The organism is Streptomyces mashuensis (assembly GCF_014654785.1).
Lineage (GTDB): Bacteria > Actinomycetota > Actinomycetes > Streptomycetales > Streptomycetaceae > Streptomyces > Streptomyces mashuensis.
Genome location: NZ_BNBD01000028.1, coordinates 1 through 21,299, shown reverse-complemented (window position 1 = coordinate 21,299; position 21,299 = coordinate 1). Strand labels below are relative to the sequence as shown.

Sequence of the window (21,299 nt, the reverse complement as noted above, 5' to 3'; positions counted from 1 at the left end):
GGCCACTGGCCTACGGCACGTGGAGACCCGTGCACCCGTGTCTCCGCGCCGCGTCCTTGGCGAATGCCGACACCAGCTGGCGCTGGAGCCCGGCATCACGTGGGGCCGCGGGGGTGCCGTCCGCATTCCTGACGGCACGGCTGGTGAAGCGGGCGGTGCCGAAGAAGTTGCTGCATTCGGCTGACGCCCACGCATAGCCCGACCGGTCGTCCGAACCGGCTTCCTCCGACTGCCGGGCAGAAGCAGATGTGCCGAGGAGATCGCGAGCGTATGGTCCGTAGTAGGCAGAGATCCGGTAGACCGGCCTCTTCTCAGTGTCCAGCAGGTAGCAGTCCTCGACGGGAGCATTGTCGAAGGGCACCTCGAGAGCACGGCGGATTCCATACTGCTCGAGCATTGGGGCGAGCGAGGCTGCGGGCCGGCAGCTACCGGCGGAGTCCGCGAGGAGCGGCAGGTTCCCATCAGGGGCTTTCGCCGGAGAAATGGACTTCACGAAGTTGCCCGGGCGGCCCCGGCAGTCCCACTGCGAGTCGGCCCTCCGGGCGGTCTCCGTAGCGACTCTCGCCAGGTCGGTGCTCTTGCTGCCGAGGCCGGCGGATTGACCGTGCTTACCCAGGTACCACTTGACGCTTATCAACAGGCTCTTGCGTGCGTCCTCACAGCGCAGAACCGTGCTGGCGTGCCAGACGGATCCGATCGTGGCAACGGCCCCTGACCAGCCGTGACCGATGGGAGCAACGAGCCCCTCGTACTCGGAGGGATACATACGGCCGAGGGCGGAGAGCGGCATACCGGCGTCGGCTGTCCACCCTATGCTGACCTCGACCGTACTTCGCGGCTTGCCATCGTCTTCCACCGAGCAGCCGTCGAGCCAGCCCCTCTTTCCTTCGCTCATCCGGTCGTTCGTCCCGAGGAGAGCGCTCGCTGGCATCAGTTTCTTGATTTCGCTTTGCGGCAGCACGCCGTGGCAGACCTGGCCCAGGGATCTCGAGGTCTGCCAGCGGTCGTATCCGCCGGAGAGAAGGTAGGCCCCTACGCCTGCCAGCAGCACCGTCAAAGCGCCGACAAAGGAAAATGCCAACCGGTGCCGTTTGCGTTTGGCCGTAGGTGGTTCGGTCTCTGCCGACGTGGAGTCTTCCAGGGGCTGGTCTCTCATGATGGCTGCCGGTTCACATCCTCGAGTCGGGTTTCGAGCTGAAATTTCTACGATTCATTACTTCAGAAGGCGTTTCGCTGCTTCCACTCCTCGGGTGGAACCGCCTTGGAATTCCGAGTGCATACCCTCGATGACGTTTCTGCCGTGGGCATCGCTTTCCGAAATGCCGTGGCCGTTCGCCCAGCCTTTGAGCATCAGACGTGTCTGCCGTTGACTGTCCATATAGTTGTCGGCGATCTTTGCGTTGGCCTCCGAATCGGCTTGTGCCTTCATATCGTTGGACCAAGCCCAGGCCCAGGTATCCACTCCTCGCTGCAAACCGTCGCCGATCGGGAAACCGCCGGCCCCGACCGTGACCGGAGTGACCAGACCGCCCAGGAGGTGATACGCCATCTTCGACTTCCAGTCCGCGCCGGAATACGACGCCGACCGTGCATCGTTGATGACGTCCTCACGGATGGCGGTGTACGAGCCGAGGACAGCGCCGGACTTGTTCAAAGGGGCATTCCGGTCGTCTCCCTGGTCGTGGGGAGAGAGTTTGTCGAGCTCGTTGGATATATGGGCGGATGATGCGCCGAACAAGGTTGCGTAGCCCTCGGGGTCCTCCGACAATGCACGCATGGTACGCAGGAGTGTGTCCTCCTTGACCGACATGGTGACCTTGCCGTCGTTCTTCACACCGTCGTGATCCTGATAGGACGAGACGCCACTAAGGATCTCGTGGGTGTCCGTCGAATACTCTGCGAGTGCGTTGGCCAGAGGTCGCCGCAAGTTTTCCGGTGCTGCACTGCTCGAACCCGGGTCCACGAGCTGAATGGTGTCGTGCATCACCCGTGCCTGTGCCATGGTGTGCTTGGCTTCCGGGTCCGGGCGAGCGCCATCCGGCAGGGGAGCGTGGCCCGTGGCTGCTGCTTCGACTGCCGCGCCCAGACCCGCTTTGCTGGTGTCGATGTCGTAGGTGTGGACCCCAGCGGCGCTCGCTATCATTCTCTTCGGCCACTCACGTTCCTTGAACAGGTACTTGAGGTGGTCGTTGCTCTCCTTCTCGCCGGGGTCGAGGAAAGAAGTTGCGGCGTCCGGGTTCTTGCTCATGATGCCGAGCAGATGATCCAGCGGGTCGGGCTCCACATCCGGGCGGGTACGCACTTGGGTCCAGATGCCGGGATGCTTTTTCTCCGTGACGATGATGTCGTCGCCGAGGTCGTTCAAGAACTTCTTGCCGTAGCGGTCACCATGCCCCATCAGGCTCACGAACGACTGGTAACCGTAGAGCGGGTCCGTCTTGCTGCCGAAGTTCTTGCCACCCGCCTCCCGCAGGCCGTCCCGCCACTTCTCGTAGAAAGCGGATTTCGGGTCGGCCGTCGCGGTGGATATCGTGCTGGCCAGGCCCGCCTGCATCGTCTCGTAGGCCGACTTGTGCCCCTTGTCGTCCCTGTACGCCCAGCCATTCAGCCTGTTGGCCAGTTCGATCGTGCCGTCCGGGCCGATGTTGTTCAGGAACGTCTGGCTCGCGTCCTTGTCCTGTGCCACGTCCCGGAAGAGCCACTGGGACTCGGCGAGCTCCTTGGCGTCGAGTTTCTTCCCCGACCTGACCTTCTCTGCGAGCTTGGTGGCTTCCCTGGCCTCCACCTTCTCGATGTCGCCCTCGGCCTTCGCGTTGAAGCCGTTCCCGAAGCCGTCGAAGAGGTCGGTGTCCTGGACAGCCGCCGTAAGGGCCAGTTGCACGCCGTGGTCGGCGTCGTCGAAGGCGCGGACCAGGGCGGCGATGCTCTCGCTCCAGCTCTTTTCCGCCGCGGCCGCCTCGGACATCGTCTTGCGGTACGCCTCGGTGTTGCTGTCCGGGTCATGGCGGGCACCCGAGTCGAGGCGGATGGAAGCGACCACGTTGCCCTGCTCGCTGACCTTCATCCCGGCTTTTTCCGCCTCCGCCACCGTTGACTTCAGCTTGTTGCGCAGGTCGGTGAACTGTTCCTGGGCGTCCCGCAGCAGTGAGGCAATGGCGCGGGCCTCTTTGGCCGCCGCCGTGTACTGGTTGCTCGTCTGCTGCATGGTCGGGACGGCCATCAGGTTCGCCTCGCCCGTCCACGAGCCGTCCAGGCCGACGCTTTTGACCTGGCCGTCGTACGTCTTCTGGACGGTCTCGAAGTACTTCGCCGCCTCGTCCCATTTCTCCGCTGCCTTCGTCAGCAGGCCGAGGTCGACGGTCATCACCTGGTGGTAGGTGAGCACGGAAAGCACCCGTCCCTAGTGGTAGTTCTGGAGTTTCGACAGGAACGGGGGCTGCGGCTGTCCGCCCGCCGGCGGCTGGGTCAGGCCGTCGAACTGACCGCCAGTCCACCGATCCCCGCCGTGCAGCAGCTGGTTCGTGCCGCTCAGCGCCGTCTTCTCTCCCGCCAGGACCTTCTGCAGGCCGCCGACCGACGTGCGCCAGCCCTTGAGGGCCGTGGTGAGGCCCGCGCCCGTGGCCCAGTCCTTGAAGCCCTTCACCGCGGCCTCGGTCGTCTCGTCCATCACCTTGCCCGCCGCCTGGGTGTCCGGCAGGACGTGCTCCTCCAGGGCGCGTACAGCGGCCTTCTTCTTCGCCTCCGATGAGGAGACACCACCGTGGCCGCCGCTCGGCCCGGAACTTGCCCCCGCTAGCCGCATGGCCGCGTTCGAGCGCAGGTTCGTCCACTCGTCCTCAAACGACACGTTCCACCCCCCAAATGCATACGTGCGTTCGAAGCTACAAGGGGGTGCAATCCCTTGTCGATCTTTTGACGGAATCCTTACGGCTCGACCTCACCCTCGTCGCTCCGGCGTTCCGCGCCGATCCCTGAACTCAGTGGCTCTCTTCGGCGCGCCTGCGGAATTCGCTCATCGGCATCGTCTTCTCCGCCGGCGGCACACGAATGTGGAAGTTGCTGCCGAAGGAGTCGTAGGTCGTGCGGCTGGTCCTGCCGTTGCGCATGGAGGTGAGTGCAGAAGGTAGGGCTTGCCTTCGGCGGCGATCTGATAGGTGGCCTGATTCACGCCGGTGTCGACGACGACGGCACGAGTTCTCTTCCCCCCGACCGTGCCATCTTCGCCCGACGCCGGTTCCGCAGCCTTCGAGATGGCGAAGTAGCTGTCACAGCCCTGCCCCGTCCGGATGGTCACATAGACGTCCGAAAGGGAAGGTGGCACGGTCAAGCGCTGGGTCTCTGCCAGCAGGCTCGCGCTGACGTACGTCGTGCCCTTCTTGCAGAAGAAGCTCGCTCGGTTCCCCGTCGTGCCCGAAGTCACCACGGCTTCAAGGCCTTCCTCCGGGTTCCACCGCATCTCCGCCTTTTCTTCAGCGAGCGCCGTGGTGTCGCCTTGGGAACGGAAGGACGTCGTGCGCATCAAGCGGTTCGTCTCTTCGACCGACGGACTGTCCGACGCTGATGCCTTGGAGCACACTTGGCCACTGCATGCCGTGAGCGTCGGGATCACGCCCAACGCAACCGGTAGGAGCGGCCGGAGCGTGTTGCGGCAAATTCTCCCTGTTGTGTGCAGAAGAGGTGGCCGTAACCCCGCGTCCGAGCGCAGTTTCGCCCACTCGTCGTCGAACGACATGGTTCATCCCCCCGGATACATACGTTCGAGGGAAGCTAACAAGGGGGTGCACGTCCGTGCACCCCCTTGTCGATCTCTTGGCGCGATCTCTACGCCGCGCGCAATGCCCTCACGCCTCCGGCGGCACCCAGCCCACCTGCACCAGCGGCGTGCCGCGCTTGCGCGACACGAAGAAGCCGCGGCCCGGGGGCATCGGGCGGGGGCGGACGCCGCCGAGGAGGTCGCCCTCGGCGGGGTCGCCGGCCAGGATGAGGCCCTGGGCGCCCAGTTCCTTCAGGCGCTGCATGAACGCCTCGTACATCGAGCGCGACGCGCCCGCCGACGAGCGGGCGATGATGAAGCGGATGCCCACGTCGCGCGCGAACGGCAGGTTCTCCGTCAGGACCGCCAGCGGGTTGCCGCTGCTCGTGGCGACCAGCTCGTAGTCGTCGACGATCACGAAGAACTGCGGGCCGCTCCACCAGCTGCGGTCGCGCAGCTGCTGCGGGGTGATGTCGGGCTGCGGCGCGCGGCGTTCCATGAGGCCCTTGAGGGCCGTGGCGTGCACGGTGAGGGCCGAGGCGAGCGGCGCGTACTCGAGCAGGTGCGACTCGGGGACGACGTCCAGCAGCGCGCGCCGGTAGTCGCCGACCACGATCTTCGCCTCGTCCGGGCCGTACCGCTCGGTGATCTGCTTGACCAGCATCCGCAGCGCCGCCGTCTTGCCCGCCTCGCTCTCGCCGAAGACCAGGAAGAACGGGTCCGTCTCGAAGTCGACGTACACCGGCTCCAGGTTCGTCTCGTCGATGCCGAACGCGACGCCCAGCCCCGGGTGCTCGCCGCCCTTGGGCAGCTCCTCGGCGGGCAGCAGGCGCGGCAGCAGCCGTACGGGCGGGGCGGCCGGGCCCGTCCAGGCGGCGGCGACGCGCTCGACGAGCTCCGTGGTCGCGTCCGTCATCGCCGCCGGGTCGTTGTCGCCGTCGATGCGCGGCTGGCCGGCCATGAAGTGCAGCTTCTCCGGCAGCTGGCCGCGGCCGGGCACGCCGGCGGGGACGTTCGCGGCGACCTTGCGGTCGAACTCGGAGTCCAGGGCGTCGCCGAGGCGCAGCTCCAGGCGGTTGAGGATCTGGTCCTTGAGCGCCGCGCGCACCTCCATGTTGCGGGAGGCGGTGAGGACGACGTGCACGCCGTAGCCGAGGCCGCGGGCCGCGATGTCGGCGACCAAGCCCTCCAGCATGTCGTACTCCTGCCGGAACGCCGCCCAGCCGTCGATGATCAGGAACACGTCGCCCCACGCCTGGTCGGCGTGGTGGCCGGCGGCGCGCTGCCGCCGGTAGGTGCCGATGGAGTCGATGCCCTGGGCGCGGAAGTACTCCTCGCGCCGGGCGAGGATGCCCGCCACCTCCGCCACGGTGCGGCGCACCCGTTCGGGGTCGAGGCGGGAGGCGACGCCGCCCACGTGCGGCAGCCCGGCGACCGCGCTCATACCGCCGCCACCGAAGTCGAGGCCGTAGAACTGCACCTCGGCCGGGGTGTGGGTGAGCGCGAACGACGTGATGAGCATCCGCATGAGCGTCGACTTGCCGGACTGCGGGCCGCCGACCACCAGCATGTGGCCGGCCGCGCCGGAGAAGTCGCGGTACAGCACGTCGCGCCGCTGCTCGAAGGGCTTGTCGACGACGCCCAGCGGCACCACCAGCTGGCCGAGCCGGCCGTGACCGGGCGCCGTCAGGCCCCGGCCCGGCACCGTGTCGAGCGGCGGCAGCAGTTCGTCGAGCGGGGGAGAGGTGTCCAGCGGCGGCAGCCACACCTGGTGCGCCGGCGGGCCCTGACCGTCCAGGCGCCGCACGATGACGTCGAGGACCGTGTCGGCCACCGCCTCGTCCTCACCGGAACCGGAACCGGCGTCCCGCAGCGCCGCCAGGGCCTCCTCGTCCGGTGCCGCGTACGTCACCGGCACCGGCGCCGCCGTGAACAGCACCGGCCGGCGCTCCACCGGCAGCGGCACGCCCTCGCCGTCCGCCATGCGCGCGCCCGCCGCCCGGTAGGGGCCGGACACGTACGCGGCCTTGAACCGCGTCATCTCGTCCGTGCCGAACTTCAGGTAGCCGGAGCCGGGCACCGTCGGCAGGTGGTAGGCGTCGGGCACGCCCAGCGCCGTGCGCGACTCGGCCGCCGAGAACGTCCGCAGGCCGATGCGGTACGACAGGTACGTCTCCAGGCCGCGCAGCCGGCCCTCCTCCAGGCGCTGCGAGGCCAGCAGCAGGTGCACGCCCAGCGACCGGCCGATGCGGCCGATCTGGATGAACATGTCGATGAAGTCGGGCTTGGCGGTCAGCAGCTCGCTGAACTCGTCGATGACCAGCACCAGCGACGGCAGCGGCTCCAGCGGCGCGCCGGCGGCCCGCGCCTTCTCGTAGTCGTGCACGTTGGCGTAGTTGCCCGCCGACTTCAGCAGCTCCTGGCGGCGCTGGAGCTCACCGGTGATGGAGTCGCGCATGCGGTCGACGAGCGTGAGGTCGTCGGCGAGGTTGGTGATGACGGCCGCCACGTGCGGCATCGCCGACATGCCGGAGAAGGTCGCGCCGCCCTTGAAGTCGGCGAGCACGAAGTTGAGGGTCTCGGACGAGTGCGTGACCGCCAGGCCCAGCACCAGGGTGCGCAGCAGCTCGGACTTGCCGGAGCCGGTGGCGCCCACGCACAGGCCGTGCGGGCCCATGCCGTCCTGTGCCGCCTCCTTGAGGTCGAGCATGACGGGCAGGCCGTCCTCGCCCACGCCGATGGGTACCCGCAGGCGTTCGGCGGGCGTCCGCGGCCGCCAGGTGCGGGCGGCGTCCACCGACGCGGCGTCGCCGAGGCCCAGCAGGTCGGTGAAGTCGAGGTTGGCGAGCAGCGGCTCGTCCTCGTCGGTGCCGCCCGTGCGCAGGGGCGCCAGCTGCCGGGCGAGCGCCTCGGCGGCCTCGCGCGACAGGTGGTCGGGGACGCCCTCGTACGCGGCGACCTGCGACTGGAGGCGCAGCCGCCCCGGCTGCACGGTGACGGCGAGGCCGCCGCGCAGCTCGTCCAGTTCGCCGGGCACGACCTCGACGACCGTCACGCCCTGGAGGCCCTCGGGCGCGGCGAGGACGGAGTCGGGCGGGACGGCCGCGCCCTCCAGGACGACCACCACGTGCGGCTGGTCGGCCGGCGGGCGGGCGTCGCGGCTGAACCGCGGCCGCCCCTCCAGGCGCGGCGCCAGCAGCTCCTCCAGCTCGCCCAGGTCGTCACCGATGAGGCGGCGGGTGCCCGCGCCGTCGAACGTCCCGGGCAGCTGGACGTGCGGCAGCCACTTGGCCCACTCCCACTCCGCGGCCGCGCCCCGCCCGGCGACGACCGCGACGACGAGGTCCTCCGGCGAGTGCAGCGCGGCCAGCTGGGCCACGAGCGACCGGGCCACGCCGTGCACGCCGTCCGCGTCGCCGGAGAGCGTCACGTGGTAGAAGGCGCGCAGCGACACCGCCACCGGCAGGCCGTCCAGCGAACCGTGGACGGCCAGGAAGCGCTGCATCGCGCCCGCCGTCAGCGGCTCCAGCTCGTCCACCGGCGCGGTCTCCGGCGCCACCAGCGGCGTCGCCAGCTGCTGCGCGCCCAGGCCGATGCGCACCTGCGCGAAGTCGTCGTCGGCGGCCCGCCGCTCCCACACGCGCGTGCCCTGGGCGACCACCGCCCACAGCTGCCCCGGGTCGGGGTGCAGGTAGAACTGCGCGTCGCGCTGCGCGCGCGCCGTGCGCCGCACGGTGCGCCGGGTCTGCGCGAGGTAGCGCAGGTAGTCGCGGCGCATGTCGGCCATCTGGCCCTGGGTGCCCTGCCGGAAGCGGACGACCATGGCGACGGTCATGCCCAGCGTGGAGAGCATCATCAGGACGCCCATGATCTTCATCATGGGCGCGGCGCCCGGCATGAAGAAGTAGACCATCGACGACGCCATGCCCAGGGTGGGCAACAACTGCATGAGGATGCTGTCCTGACGGCCCCGCGGCAGCTCGGGCGGTGCCTCCAGGCGCAGTTCCTCGCCGGGCACCTCGGGCGGGAACACCCGCGGCGGGCGCTTGACGACGACCTGGCTCACGGAACGGCTCAACCCCTCGGAAGCGAAGGGCCACTTCGCTCCCGGAGCCCCCGTGGCCCCGGCCTCCCCTCGCGAGACGGTGATCCTATCGGCGTACTGATGTGCGGCCCCGGTAGGGTGGCGTGCCGTGCGCCGCCGCGCCGGCCGGCCACACGCATCGACACCCGACACATCAGGGGGCACACCGGGTGAGCACGCCCGCCACGACCGGATTCTGCAGGGTGACCGTCGTCGCGCCGGACCGCCGGATCGACGTCGCCCTCCCCGACGACCTGCCCGTCGCCGATGTCCACCCCGAGGTCCTGCGGCTGACCGGCGCGACCCAGGAGCCCGGCACCCCCACCGGCTACCACCTCGTACGCCGCGACGGCACCGTCCTGGACGCCGCGCAGAGCCTCGCCGCGCAGGGCGTCCTCGACGGGGAGATCCTCGCGCTGCGGCCCTTCGCCGAGTCGCTGCCGCCCGCCGTGCACGACGACGTCTCCGACGCCGTCGCCACGGCCGTCACCCGCGACCGCGCCCTGTGGCACACCGGGCTGCTGCGCGGCTTCGGCCTGGGCGCCGGCGCGCTGCTGATCGTCCTCATGGCGCTGCTGCTGTGGAACGCCGACCCGGTGCGGCACGACATGCACGGCGTGCCGGGCGTCGTGGCCGGCACCGTCGCGGTGCTGCTGACCGCCTTCGCGGGCGTACGGGCCCGGGTCTACGAGGACCGGACGTCCGCCGTCGCCCTGGGCCTGGCCGCCGTGCCCCACCTGCTGATCGCGGGCGCGGGGGTGCTCGCGCCGGACGCGGGGCAGGGCGCGGGCCGGCTCCAGTTCCTGATGGGCTGCGCGGCCGTGCTGCTGGCCGCCGCCGTCCTCGTCGCCCTCACCCCGGCCGGTGACGCGCCCTTCGTCGCCACGGTGATCGCCTCCGCCACCGGCATCCTGGCCACCTTCGGCGTGGTCCTCGCCGGCGCGAAGCCGGCCGACGGCGCCGCCGTCTGCGCCGTCGTCGCCGTGGGCGCCCTGGCCTTCCTGCCGGGCCTGTCCGCCCGCGTCGCCCGGCTGCCCGTCGGGTACGCCGCCCCGCGCAGCGCCGGCGACGACCTGGACGCCCCCGCCGGCGCGGACGCCACGCCGGTGGACGCCGAGGCCGTCGCAGCCCAGGCGCGCCGCGGCCACGAACTGCTGCTGGGCCTGGTGGGTGGCTGCGCGGCCGTCGTCACCGGCGCCACGGCCGTCCTCGCCTTCTCCGCCGGCCCCTGGGCCCAGGCCCTGGCGCTCGCCACCGGCCTGGCGATGCTGCTGCGCGCCCGCCTCTTCCGCTACACCGCGCAGGTGGCCGCCGTCCTGGGCGCCGGCCTCGCGGGGCTGGCGCTGCTCGCCACCGGCCTGGCGCTGGACCCGCCCGCCGCGGTCGGCCTCGGCGCGGCCGGCGGCATCCGCACGGTGTGGCTGGCCGCGGCCGTCGCCGCCGTCGCGGCGCTGCTCACCGGGGTGGCGCTGATCGTCCCGGAGAAGGGGCTGTCACCCTTCTGGGGGAGGTTCTCGGACATCGCCGAGAGCGCCGTCCTGCTGTCGCTGCTCCCGCTCTGCCTCGCCGTGCTGGACGTGTACGCGACAGCCCGCGGCCTGACGAGCGGCTGACGGGCAGCCGTCCCGCCCGCTCCTGGTAGTGTGTCCGGTGGCCGTTTGTGTACGCGCCACCGGATCGCCGTCCAGGCGTCTGGGGCAGCGCCCAGCGGACCCCGCCTCCCGAGTAACGGAAGCTCCCCTGAGAAGTGGACCAGGGGCACTCGGTGGCCGAAACGAGACTCAGAAGGAGTACCGCGTGTCGCTCGACGCCGCTACGAAGAAGCAGATCATGGCCGAGTTCGCCACCAAGGAGGGCGACACCGGTTCCCCCGAGGTCCAGGTCGCGCTGCTCACCCGCCGCATCTCGGACCTGACCGAGCACCTCAAGACCCACAAGCACGACCACCACTCCCGTCGTGGTCTGCTGATCCTGGTCGGTCAGCGTCGCCGTCTGCTGCAGTACCTGGCCAAGAAGGACATCCAGCGCTTCCGCGCCCTGGTCGACCGCCTCGGCATCCGCCGCGGCGCCGCCGGCGCCAAGTAAGACGCCGTGAAGGGAGCGGTTCCCACACCCTGGGGGCCGCTCCCTTCGTGTATGTATGCCGGTCGTGCACGCCGGTGCACCGGACCCGCCGTTCCGCCCCCTTCCGGGGTCTTCCCCGGCCCGTGGCAGGCGCGGGCGGCCCGAAGCTTTGTAGTCTGGTCCCACAACGGCATACCGCACGACACACCTGATGAGGAGGGGCGCCGGACTCTCCGCCGGTCCTCGGTAGTGGCCCCCGGAACGCCGCACGACGGATTCCGGGTGCTTCGATCGAAGACCGGCCCGCACGGAGCCACCCAGCGCCCTCCACCACCGTCACCGCCACACGGGCGGCGACGCACGAAGGTCCCCGCCACACGGGCGGGGACGCACAAGAGGAGATAACCCTGGTGGAGAACGAGACCCACTACGCCGAGGCCGTCATCGACAACGGCGCCTTCGGCACCCGCACCATCCGCTTCGAGACCGGCCGGCTCGCCCGGCAGGCCGCCGGCTCCGCCGTGGCCTACCTGGACGACGACACCATGGTGCTGTCGGCCACGACCGCGTCGAAGAAGCCCAAGGACCAGCTCGACTTCTTCCCCCTGACGGTGGACGTCGAGGAGCGCATGTACGCGGCCGGCAAGATCCCCGGCTCGTTCTTCCGCCGCGAGGGCCGGCCCTCCGAGGACGCGATCCTCGCCTGCCGCCTCATCGACCGCCCGCTGCGCCCGTCCTTCAAGAAGGGCCTGCGCAACGAGATCCAGGTCGTCGCGACGATCATGGCGCTCAACCCCGACCACGTCTACGACGTGATCGCGATCAACGCCGCCTCCTGCTCCACGCAGCTCGCCGGCCTGCCCTTCTCCGGCCCCATCGGCGGCGTCCGCGTCGCCCTGATCAAGGGCCAGTGGGTCGCGTTCCCGACCCACTCGGAGCTCGAGGACGCCGCCTTCGACATGGTCGTGGCCGGCCGTGTCCTGGAGGACGGCGACGTCGCGATCATGATGGTCGAGGCCGAGGCCACCGAGAAGACCATCCAGCTGGTCAAGGACGGCGCCGAGGCCCCCACCGAGGAGGTCGTGGCCGCCGGCCTCGAGGCCGCCAAGCCGTTCATCAAGGTCCTCTGCCGCGCCCAGGCCGAGCTCGCCGCCAAGGCCGCCAAGCCGGTCGCCGAGTTCCCGATCTTCCTCGACTACGAGGACGACGTCCTGGCCGCCCTGTCCAAGGCCGTCCGCGGGGAGCTCGCCCAGGCGCTCACCATCGCCGGCAAGCAGGAGCGCGAGGCCGAGCTGGACCGCGTCAAGGAGCTCGCCGCGGAGAAGCTGCTCCCCGAGTTCGAGGGCCGCGAGAAGGAGATCTCCGCCGCCTACCGCTCCCTGACCAAGACCCTGGTCCGCGAGCGCGTCATCCGCGAGCGCAAGCGCATCGACGGCCGTGGCGTCACCGACATCCGCACCCTGGCCGCCGAGGTCGAGGCCATCCCGCGGGTGCACGGCTCGGCGCTGTTCGAGCGCGGCGAGACCCAGATCCTGGGCGTCACCACGCTGAACATGCTCCGCATGGAGCAGCAGCTGGACACGCTGTCGCCGGTCACGCGCAAGCGCTACATGCACAACTACAACTTCCCGCCGTACTCCACCGGTGAGACCGGTCGCGTCGGCTCCCCGAAGCGCCGCGAGATCGGCCACGGCGCCCTCGCCGAGCGCGCCATCGTGCCGGTGCTGCCGACGCGCGAGGAGTTCCCCTACGCGATCCGCCAGGTCTCCGAGGCGCTCGGCTCCAACGGCTCCACGTCGATGGGCTCGGTCTGCGCCTCCACCATGTCGCTGCTGAACGCCGGTGTGCCCCTGAAGGCCCCGGTCGCCGGCATCGCCATGGGCCTGATCTCCGAGGAGATCGACGGCGAGACGCACTACGTCACCCTCACCGACATCCTCGGTGCGGAGGACGCCTTCGGCGACATGGACTTCAAGGTCGCCGGCACCAAGGAGTTCGTCACCGCCCTCCAGCTGGACACCAAGCTGGACGGCATCCCGGCCTCCGTCCTGGCCGCGGCCCTCAAGCAGGCCCGCGACGCCCGCCTGCACATCCTCGACGTGATGATGGAGGCCATCGACCGCCCGGACGAGATGTCCCCGCACGCCCCGCGGATCATCACCATCAAGATCCCGGTGGACAAGATCGGTGAGGTCATCGGCCCCAAGGGCAAGATGATCAACCAGATCCAGGAGGACACCGGCGCCGAGATCACGATCGAGGACGACGGCACCATCTACATCGGTGCCGCCGACGGCCCCTCCGCCGAGGCCGCCCGCGCCACGATCAACGGCATCGCCAACCCGACCATGCCGGAGGTCGGCGAGCGCTACCTGGGCACGGTCGTCAAGACCACCACCTTCGGTGCGTTCGTCTCCCTGCTCCCGGGCAAGGACGGCCTGCTGCACATCTCGCAGATCCGCAAGCTCGCCGGTGGCAAGCGCGTGGAGAACGTCGAGGACGTGCTCGGCGTCGGCGCCAAGGTCCAGGTCGAGATCGCCGAGATCGACCAGCGCGGCAAGCTCTCCCTCGTCCCCGTGATCGAGGGCGAGGACGCCTCCTCCGAGACCGAGGACGAGTCCGCCAAGTGACGTCCCGCAGCTCGCGGAAGACGGCCCGCCCCTCCTCGGAGGGGCGGGCCGTCGCCCGTACCCAAACGCTTCTGCGCGGCCGCAACGGCATCGGCACCGTCCGCCGCACCACCCTGCCCGGCGGGCTGCGCGTGGTCACCGAGACGCTGCCGTCCGTCCGCTCCGCCACCTTCGGCATCTGGGCCCACGTCGGCTCCCGCGACGAGACCCCCACGCTCAACGGCGCCACCCACTACCTGGAGCACCTGCTCTTCAAGGGCACCCGCCGGCGCAGCGCGCTCGACATCTCCGCCGCCCTCGACGCGGTCGGCGGCGAGATGAACGCGTTCACGGCCAAGGAGTACACCTGCTACTACGCGCGGGTGCTCGACACGGACCTGCCGCTGGCCATCGACGTGGTCTGCGACATGCTCACCGGCTCCCTGATCGACGCCGCCGACGTCGACGCCGAGCGCGGGGTGATCCTCGAAGAGATCGCCATGACCGAGGACGACCCCGGCGACTGCGTGCACGACCTCTTCGCCCACACCATGCTGGGCGACACCCCCCTCGGCCGCCCCGTCCTGGGCACCGTCGACACGATCAACGCGCTGACCCGCGACCAGATCGCCCGCTTCTACAAGAAGCACTACGACCCGACCCACCTGGTCGTGGCCGCCGCCGGCAACGTCGACCACGCCAAGGTCGTCCGCCAGGTGCGGGCCGCCTTCGAGAAGGCCGGCGCCCTGCACCGCACGGACGCCGAGCCCGTCGGCCCGCGCACCGGCGACAAGCTGATCCGCGCCGCCGGCCGGGTCGAGCTGGTCGGCCGCAAAACCGAGCAGGCGCACGTCGTCCTCGGCGTGCCCGGCCTCAAGCGCACCGACGAGCGCCGCTGGGCGCTGGGCGTCCTCAACACCGCCCTGGGCGGCGGCATGAGCTCCCGGCTCTTCCAGGAGGTCCGCGAGAAGCGCGGCCTGGCGTACTCGGTGTACTCGTACACCTCCGGCTTCGCCGACTGCGGCCTGTTCGGCGTCTACGCCGGCTGCCGCCCCAGCCAGGTCCACGACGTGCTGCGGATCTGCCGGGACGAGCTGGACAAGGTCGCCGCCGAGGGCCTCTCCGACGAGGAGATCAGCCGCGCCGTCGGCCAGCTCTCCGGCTCCACGGTGCTGGGCCTGGAGGACACCGGCGCGCTGATGAACCGCATCGGCAAGAGCGAGCTGTGCTGGGGCGACCAGATGTCGGTCGACGACATGCTGGCGCGCATCGCGGCCGTCACCCCGGACGACGTCCGCGAAGTGGCACGCGATGTACTGGGACGGCGTCCTTCGCTGTCGGTCATCGGCCCGCTGAAGGACAAGCAGGCGGCAGGGCTGCACGCAGCCGTGTCCTGACCGGTCCGGAAGACGCAGTAGATCAGCAGTAGACGCAGGGGAAAGCAGGGACGAATGAGCAAGCTGCGGGTCGCCGTCATCGGCGCCAAGGGCCGCATCGGCTCCGAGGCCGTACGGGCCGTCGAGGCCGCCGAGGACATGGAACTGGTGGCCGCGCTGGGCCGGGGCGACAGCCTGGAGACCCTCACCGAGGCCGGTGCCCAGGTGGCGGTCGAGCTGACCCACCCGGACTCGGTGATGGACAACCTCGACTTCTGCGTCCGCAACGGCATCCACGGCGTCGTCGGCACCACCGGCTGGACCGAGGACCGCCTCCAGCAGCTGAACTCCTGGCTGGCGGCCTCGCCCGGCACCGGCGTGCTCATCGCCCCGAACTTCTCCATCGGCGCGGTCCTCACCATGACCTTCGCCCGGCAGGCGGCCCGGTTCTTCGAGTCCGTCGAGGTCGTGGAGCTGCACCACCCCAACAAGGCCGACGCGCCCTCCGGCACCGCCACCCGCACCGCGCAGCTCATCGCCGCCGCGCGCCGCGAGGCCGGCTGCGCCCCGCAGCCGGACGCCACCACCACGGCCCTGGAGGGCGCCCGCGGCGCCGACGTCGACGGGGTGCCCGTGCACGCCGTACGGCTGCGCGGCCTGCTGGCCCACCAGGAGGTGCTGTTCGGCGACACCGGCGAGACCCTCACCATCCGGCACGACTCGCTGCACCACAGCTGCTTCATGCCGGGCATCCTGCTCGGCGCGCGCCGCGTGGTGGAGACGCCGGGGCTGACGTTCGGCCTGGAACACTTCCTGGACCTGGGCTGAGCATGCGCGCGAAGGTCGTCTACTTCTCCCTGGCCGCCGTCCTGGTCGTCTACTTCGTCCTGGTCGGCAGCCGCGGTGTGATGCTCATCCGGCAGGGCACCCCGGTCACGGTCGCCTTCGGCGCGGCCGTGCTGGTCCTGCCGTTCATCGGCGCCTGGTTCCTGTACCGCACGACGAAGTTCGCCCGGGACGCCGACCGGCTGGCCCGCGAGCTGGACGCCGAGGGCGGCCTGCCGGTCGACGAGCTGGTGCGTACGCCCGGTGGCCGCATCGACCGCGACTCGGCGGACGCGGTGTTCGAGCGCCGCCGGGCCGAGACGGAGCGGGCGCCCGAGGACTGGCGCTCCTGGTTCCGCCTCGCGGTGGCCTACCACGACGCCCGCGACACCCCGCGGGCCCGCAAGGCCATGCAGCGGGCGATCGCGCTGCACGACGGCAAGCCCGTCCGCGCCTGACCGGGAACGGAACGAGCGGAACGAGCACGGGGCCGGGACACCGCGTACGGTGTCCCGGCCCGTCGTCGTTCCCGGGCGGTCCCGGCGCGCACGGCCGCGCTCAGCCGCGGAACTCCGCGACCCACCGCTCCAGCCCGGCCACCGCGGCGGCGAACGCCATGGGCCGCCGGGCGAAATCCGGACCGTGGTCGGTGACCAGCACCGGCAGCGCGCCGCCACCGGCCAGCCGCACCTCGATGCCCCGGCCCCGCGGCACCGGCACGACGGCGACCCCGGCGACCCGCTCCCAGGGCACCGTACGGCCGCGCAGCACGCCCGTCTGGCGCAGTCCCCGCGGCCCGACCCGGATGCCGGCCCGCACCCAGCGCACGGCGACGGCGATCAGTACCGCCGCGAGCACGGCGCACACCGCCGCCACGACCCAGAGAGCGGCGAGCGCGGCGATCACCGCGGCGCACAGCCCGGCACCGCCGGGCAGGAGCAGCAACGCCGCGCCACCCACCCGTACGGGGCCGGGCCGGTACGGACGCCGCCATCGATCACGGCTGTCGTACGGGACCAGCGCCTCGTCGGGCAGGGACGCGGCGGTCTTCAGGGGCAGGGGCACGAAGCTCGTCTTCCTCACGTACACGTACTCGAACGGTTGTGCCGCGTGAGGCTACCCCTCGCTGCTGCGCAGTGGATCAGCGGCCCGCGTTGGCCTCCGAGTGCTGCGTGTGGTGGACGTCCTGCGGACCGGACTCCAGGGCGGGCATACCGAACAGCAGCGCCCCGACCAGGCCCGCCGCCACCGTCAGCCCCACCAGGACCCGCCCCGCTATCTGGGACAGGCTGGCGCGTTCTCGGGGCGGCGGCGTGACGTTGCTGCGGTAGCGCTCTGCCTCGGCGACGAAGGCGAACGGCACGGGCTCTCGCCGGCCAAACATGAAGGGCTCTCCTCGGAACCTCGTAGTGGACCTCTTACGTGGGCTGTCACACAGGGAGACGTACGAACGGGCCTGCGGGTGCCCGTTTTCATGTAACTTCTGTGAAAAATATCAACCGATAACGACGGGTGGGCCGGAGGCGGCCGGTCCGGCCGCGCCGGGCTTGGGCGGGGGCGCCGGGCGGCGGGCCCCGGCGGCGATGTCAGTGCGGGCACATAGGCTTGGCGACAGCCCCAAGCACCGCACACGGAAGGACCCCCGCCGGTGACCGACACCCCCACCGAGCCCGCCCAGGACGCCCAGGATGCCCGGGACCTCAAGCCGGCGTTCCGCAGCGACGTGACCGTCGAGCTCGTCAAGCACAGCGCGGCCGACACCGACGTGCTGTGGGCGGCGCGCGTCTCCACGGCCGGCGAGCAGTCGCTGGAGGAGATCACCAAGGACCCGGAGCGGTCCAAGGGGCTGATCAACTACCTGATGCGCGACCGGCACGGCAGCCCGTTCGAGCACAACTCGATGACCTTCTTCATCAGCGCACCGATCTTCGTCTTCCGCGAGTTCATGCGCCACCGCGTGGGCTGGTCGTACAACGAGGAGTCCGGCCGCTACCGCGAGCTCCAGCCGGTGTTCTACGTGCCGGGGGAGACCCGCAAGCTGGTCCAGGAAGGCCGCCCGGGCAAGTACGTCTTCGTCGAGGGCACCGCCGAGCAGCACGCGCTGACGACCCGCGCCATGGAGGACAGCTACCGCCAGGCGTACGAGGCGTACCAGGAGATGCTGGCCGCGGGCGTGGCCCGCGAGGTGGCGCGCGCGGTGCTCCCGGTGGGTCTGTTCTCCTCCATGTACGCCACCTGCAACGCCCGCTCGCTGATGCACTTCCTCGGCCTGCGCACCCAGCACGAGCTGGCCAAGGTGCCGTCCTTCCCGCAGCGGGAGATCGAGATGGTCGCCGAGAAGATGGAGGCGGAGTGGGCGAAGCTCATGCCGCTCACCTACGAGGCGTTCAACAAGAACGGCCGCGTCGCTCCGTGACGACCGGACGGTCCGGTCCGGGGAGGCCCCCGGCCGGCCCATCCATGACAGGTGTCCGTATTGCGGTCTTTCGTTACCTTCATCTAGCCTGAAAAAACGGACCCGGCACTGCTTGAACCCCCGAGCAGGCAGTGCCGGGATCCCTTTGGGCGCTCCCCCGAGGGAGCACCTCACCGTGAGCGACGAGTAGCGTGTCCCCCATGGCTCCGACCTCCACACCGCAGACGCCCTTCGGGCGGGTCCTGACCGCCATGGTCACGCCCTTCACCGCCGACGGCGCCCTCGACCTCGACGGCGCCCAGCGCCTCGCCGCCCACCTGGTGGACGCGGGCAACGACGGCCTCGTCGTCAACGGCACCACCGGTGAGTCGCCGACCACCAGCGATGCGGAGAAGGCCCAGCTGGTACGCGCGGTGGTCGAGGCGGTCGGGGACCGCGCCCACGTCGTCGCCGGCTGCGGCACCAACGACACCGCCCACAGCGTGGAGCTCGCCCGGGCCGCGGAGCAGGCCGGCGCCACGGGCCTGCTGGTCGTGACGCCCTACTACAACAAGCCCCCGCAGGAGGGGCTGCGCCGCCACTTCACCGCCGTGGCCGACGCCACCGGCCTGCCGGTCATGCTCTACGACATCCCCGGCCGCAGCGGTGTGCCGATCGAGACCGAGACCATGGTCCGGCTCGCCGAGCACCCCCGGATCGTCGCCAACAAGGACGCCAAGGGCGACCTGGCCGCCGCGAGCTGGGCCATCGCCCGCACCGGCCTCGCCTGGTACTCCGGCGACGACATGCTCAACCTGCCGCTGCTCTCCGTGGGCGCCGCGGGCTTCGTCTCCGTCGTCGGCCACGTCGTCGCCCCCGAGCTGCGCGCGCTCGCCGAGGCGTACCGGGCCGGCGAGGTCGCCCGGGCCGCGGAGATCCACCAGCGACTGCTGCCCGTCTACACCGGTATGTTCCGCACCCAGGGCGTGATCACCACCAAGGCGGCCCTCGCCCTCCAGGGCCTGCCGGCCGGGCCCCTGCGCCTGCCCCTGGTCGAGCTCGACGAGGACGGGACCGAGCAGCTCAAGCGCGATCTCGTCGCCGGCGGGGTACAGCTGTAGTACGGCCACGGCTCCGACAGGACCCGCCGCACAGACTTCACAACTGAACACTGCGCAACAGAAGACTTCACAAGAGAACAACGACAGCAACAGCAAGTGCACAAGGTCACGCGCGCCATATGTCCGAGAGGGGCATGTGGCGCGCGTGGTGAGGAGAGTCTTTTGAGTCACCCGCACCCTGAACTCGGCCCGCCGCCGAAGCTCCCCGAGGGCGGCCTCCGTGTCACCCCGCTCGGCGGCCTCGGCGAGATCGGCCGCAACATGACGGTCTTCGAGTACGGCGGCCGCCTGCTGATCGTCGACTGCGGAGTGCTCTTCCCCGAGGAGGAGCAGCCCGGAGTCGATCTGATCCTGCCCGATTTCTCGAGCATCCGTGACCGCCTCGACGACATCGAGGGCATCGTGCTCACGCACGGTCACGAGGACCACATCGGCGGCGTCCCCTACCTGCTCCGCGAGAAGCCGGACATCCCGCTGATCGGCTCCAAGCTGACCCTCGCGCTCATCGAGGCCAAGCTCCAGGAGCACCGGATCCGCCCGTACACCCTCGAGGTGTTCGAGGGCCACCGCGAGCGGATCGGTCCCTTCGACTGCGAATTCATCGCGGTCAACCACTCCATCCCCGACGCCCTGGCCGTCGCCATCCGCACCCCCGCCGGCATGGCCGTGCACACGGGTGACTTCAAGATGGACCAGCTCCCGCTGGACGGCCGGCTCACCGACCTGCCCGCCTTCGCCAAGCTCGGCGAGGAGGGCATCGACCTCCTGCTCGTGGACTCCACGAACGCCGAGGTCCCCGGCTTCGTCCCGCCCGAGCGCGACATCTCCGGCGTGCTGCGCCAGGTCTTCGCCGGTGCCCAGAAGCGCATCATCGTGGCGAGCTTCGCCAGCCACGTGCACCGCATCCAGCAGATCCTCGACGCGGCCCACGAGTACGGCCGCCGCGTGGCCTTCGTCGGCCGCTCGATGGTCCGCAACATGGGCATCGCCCGCGACCTGGGCTACCTGCGCATCCCGCCGGGCCTCGTCGTCGACGTCAAGACGCTCGACGACCTGCCGGACAACGAGGTCGTGCTCGTCTGCACCGGCTCCCAGGGCGAGCCCATGGCGGCCCTGTCGCGCATGGCCAACCGCGACCACCAGATCCGCATCGTCCAGGGCGACACGGTGATCCTGGCCTCGTCGCTCATCCCGGGCAACGAGTCCGCGGTCTACCGCGTCATCAACGGCCTGATGCGCTGGGGCGCCAACGTCGTGCACAAGGGCAACGCCCGGGTGCACGTCTCGGGCCACGCCTCGGCGGGCGAGCTGCTGTACTTCTACAACATCTGCAAGCCCAAGAACCTGATGCCGGTGCACGGCGAGTGGCGCCACCTGCGGGCCAACGCCGAGCTGGGCGCCCTCACGGGCATCCCCAAGAACCACATCGTCATCGCCGAGGACGGCGTCGTGGTCGACCTGGTCGACGGCCAGGCCAAGATCGTCGGCAAGGTCCAGGCGGGCTACGTGTACGTGGACGGCCTCTCGGTCGGCGATGTCACCGAGGCTTCGCTCAAAGACCGCCGCATCCTCGGCGACGAGGGCATCATCTCGATCTTCGTCGTGGTCGACAGCACCACCGGCAAGGTGGTCAGCGGCCCGCAGATCCAGGCCCGCGGCTCCGGCATCGACGATGCGGACTTCGCGGCGGTGGTCCCGAAGATCGAGGACGCCATCGCCAAGGCCGCCTCCGACGGCATCGCCGAACCGCACCAGCTCCAGCAGCTCATGCGCCGCTCGGTCGGCAAGTGGGTGTCCGACAGCTACCGCCGGCGCCCGATGATCCTGCCCGTCGTCGTCGAGGTCTGACGCGACATCAGGGCGTAGGGACGGCCGCCCCGGCCCGATTTGCATCCGGGCGCGGCCGTCCAGTACGTTTACGACCTCACCGCAGCGGGTACGACCCGGCGCTCCGGCGCCAGGACGGACCGGAAAGCGGAGGGAAATTCCGACCGGAGAGATCTGATAGAGTCGGAAACACCGAAGGGAAGCGCCCGGAGGAAAGCCCGAGAAACTCGGGTGAGTACAAAGGA

16 protein-coding genes are annotated in these 21,299 nt (G+C 70.4%); 9 read left to right on the top strand and 7 right to left on the bottom strand.

The annotated features are described in order from the left end of the window. Positions 1-10: 10 nt before the first annotated feature. From IE305_RS32040 to eccCa, 5 genes are all read right to left on the bottom strand, one after another. Entirely contained in the window at positions 11-1,057 is a 1,047-nt protein-coding gene (locus IE305_RS32040) for a hypothetical protein (RefSeq protein WP_190133364.1), read from the bottom strand. A gap of 156 nt (positions 1,058-1,213) precedes the next feature. After that, positions 1,214-3,364, bottom strand: a complete 2,151-nt coding sequence (locus IE305_RS32035; protein WP_190133363.1) for a hypothetical protein — start codon at positions 3,362-3,364, stop codon at positions 1,214-1,216. Between the two features lie 36 nt (positions 3,365-3,400). Beyond that, entirely contained in the window at positions 3,401-3,847 is a 447-nt protein-coding gene (locus tag IE305_RS32030; RefSeq protein ID WP_190133362.1) for a hypothetical protein, read from the bottom strand. 165 nt (positions 3,848-4,012) lie between these two features. Then, entirely contained in the window at positions 4,013-4,732 is a 720-nt protein-coding gene (locus IE305_RS32025; protein WP_190133361.1) for a hypothetical protein, read from the bottom strand. A gap of 109 nt (positions 4,733-4,841) precedes the next feature. Then, positions 4,842-8,819, bottom strand: coding sequence for a type VII secretion protein EccCa (eccCa, locus tag IE305_RS32020; protein WP_190133360.1), 3,978 nt, complete (start codon positions 8,817-8,819; stop codon positions 4,842-4,844). Positions 8,820-9,007: 188 nt separating this feature from the next. On the opposite strand from eccCa, the gene eccD reads away from it, so the two are divergent. The 6 genes from eccD (at position 9,008) to IE305_RS31990 (ending at position 16,169) form a co-directional block, all read left to right on the top strand. Then, positions 9,008-10,450 (top strand): type VII secretion integral membrane protein EccD, encoded by a 1,443-nt coding sequence (gene eccD, locus IE305_RS32015; RefSeq protein ID WP_190133359.1) that lies wholly within the window; start codon positions 9,008-9,010, stop codon positions 10,448-10,450. A 184-nt stretch (positions 10,451-10,634) separates the two neighbouring features. After that, positions 10,635-10,922 (top strand): 30S ribosomal protein S15, encoded by a 288-nt coding sequence (gene rpsO / locus IE305_RS32010; RefSeq protein ID WP_190133358.1) that lies wholly within the window; start codon positions 10,635-10,637, stop codon positions 10,920-10,922. 389 nt (positions 10,923-11,311) lie between these two features. Next, positions 11,312-13,531, top strand: a complete 2,220-nt coding sequence (locus IE305_RS32005) for a polyribonucleotide nucleotidyltransferase (RefSeq protein WP_190133357.1) — start codon at positions 11,312-11,314, stop codon at positions 13,529-13,531. Next, positions 13,528-14,907 carry a M16 family metallopeptidase gene (locus tag IE305_RS32000; RefSeq protein ID WP_190133356.1) on the top strand — a complete coding sequence of 460 codons (1,380 nt, stop codon included), beginning with the start codon at positions 13,528-13,530 and terminating at the stop codon, positions 14,905-14,907. The genes IE305_RS32005 and IE305_RS32000 overlap by 4 nt, the downstream gene beginning before the upstream one ends. A gap of 54 nt (positions 14,908-14,961) precedes the next feature. Further along, complete coding sequence (gene dapB / locus IE305_RS31995) at positions 14,962-15,714, top strand: 4-hydroxy-tetrahydrodipicolinate reductase (RefSeq protein ID WP_190133355.1); 753 nt, start codon at positions 14,962-14,964, stop codon at positions 15,712-15,714. A gap of 2 nt (positions 15,715-15,716) precedes the next feature. Further along, positions 15,717-16,169: a tetratricopeptide repeat protein gene (locus IE305_RS31990; protein WP_190133354.1), complete on the top strand. Its 453-nt coding sequence runs from the start codon at positions 15,717-15,719 to the stop codon at positions 16,167-16,169. A gap of 100 nt (positions 16,170-16,269) precedes the next feature. Here IE305_RS31990 and IE305_RS31985 read toward each other — a convergent pair whose 3' ends face one another. Together IE305_RS31985 and IE305_RS31980 are read right to left on the bottom strand one after the other, a co-directional pair. Continuing rightward, positions 16,270-16,776, bottom strand: coding sequence for an SCO5741 family PH domain-containing membrane protein (locus IE305_RS31985; RefSeq protein WP_190133353.1), 507 nt, complete (start codon positions 16,774-16,776; stop codon positions 16,270-16,272). Positions 16,777-16,852: 76 nt separating this feature from the next. Continuing rightward, positions 16,853-17,095 carry a hypothetical protein gene (locus IE305_RS31980; protein ID WP_190133352.1) on the bottom strand — a complete coding sequence of 81 codons (243 nt, stop codon included), beginning with the start codon at positions 17,093-17,095 and terminating at the stop codon, positions 16,853-16,855. A 264-nt stretch (positions 17,096-17,359) separates the two neighbouring features. On the opposite strand from IE305_RS31980, the gene thyX reads away from it, so the two are divergent. The 3 genes from thyX to IE305_RS31965 all read left to right on the top strand — a co-directional run bounded on the left by thyX (position 17,360) and on the right by IE305_RS31965 (position 21,075). Further along, positions 17,360-18,127, top strand: coding sequence for an FAD-dependent thymidylate synthase (gene thyX, locus IE305_RS31975; RefSeq protein ID WP_190133351.1), 768 nt, complete (start codon positions 17,360-17,362; stop codon positions 18,125-18,127). Between the two features lie 200 nt (positions 18,128-18,327). Further along, positions 18,328-19,227, top strand: coding sequence for a 4-hydroxy-tetrahydrodipicolinate synthase (gene dapA / locus IE305_RS31970; RefSeq protein WP_190133350.1), 900 nt, complete (start codon positions 18,328-18,330; stop codon positions 19,225-19,227). 162 nt (positions 19,228-19,389) lie between these two features. After that, positions 19,390-21,075, top strand: a complete 1,686-nt coding sequence (locus tag IE305_RS31965; protein ID WP_190133349.1) for a ribonuclease J — start codon at positions 19,390-19,392, stop codon at positions 21,073-21,075. Positions 21,076-21,299: the final 224 nt, after the last annotated feature.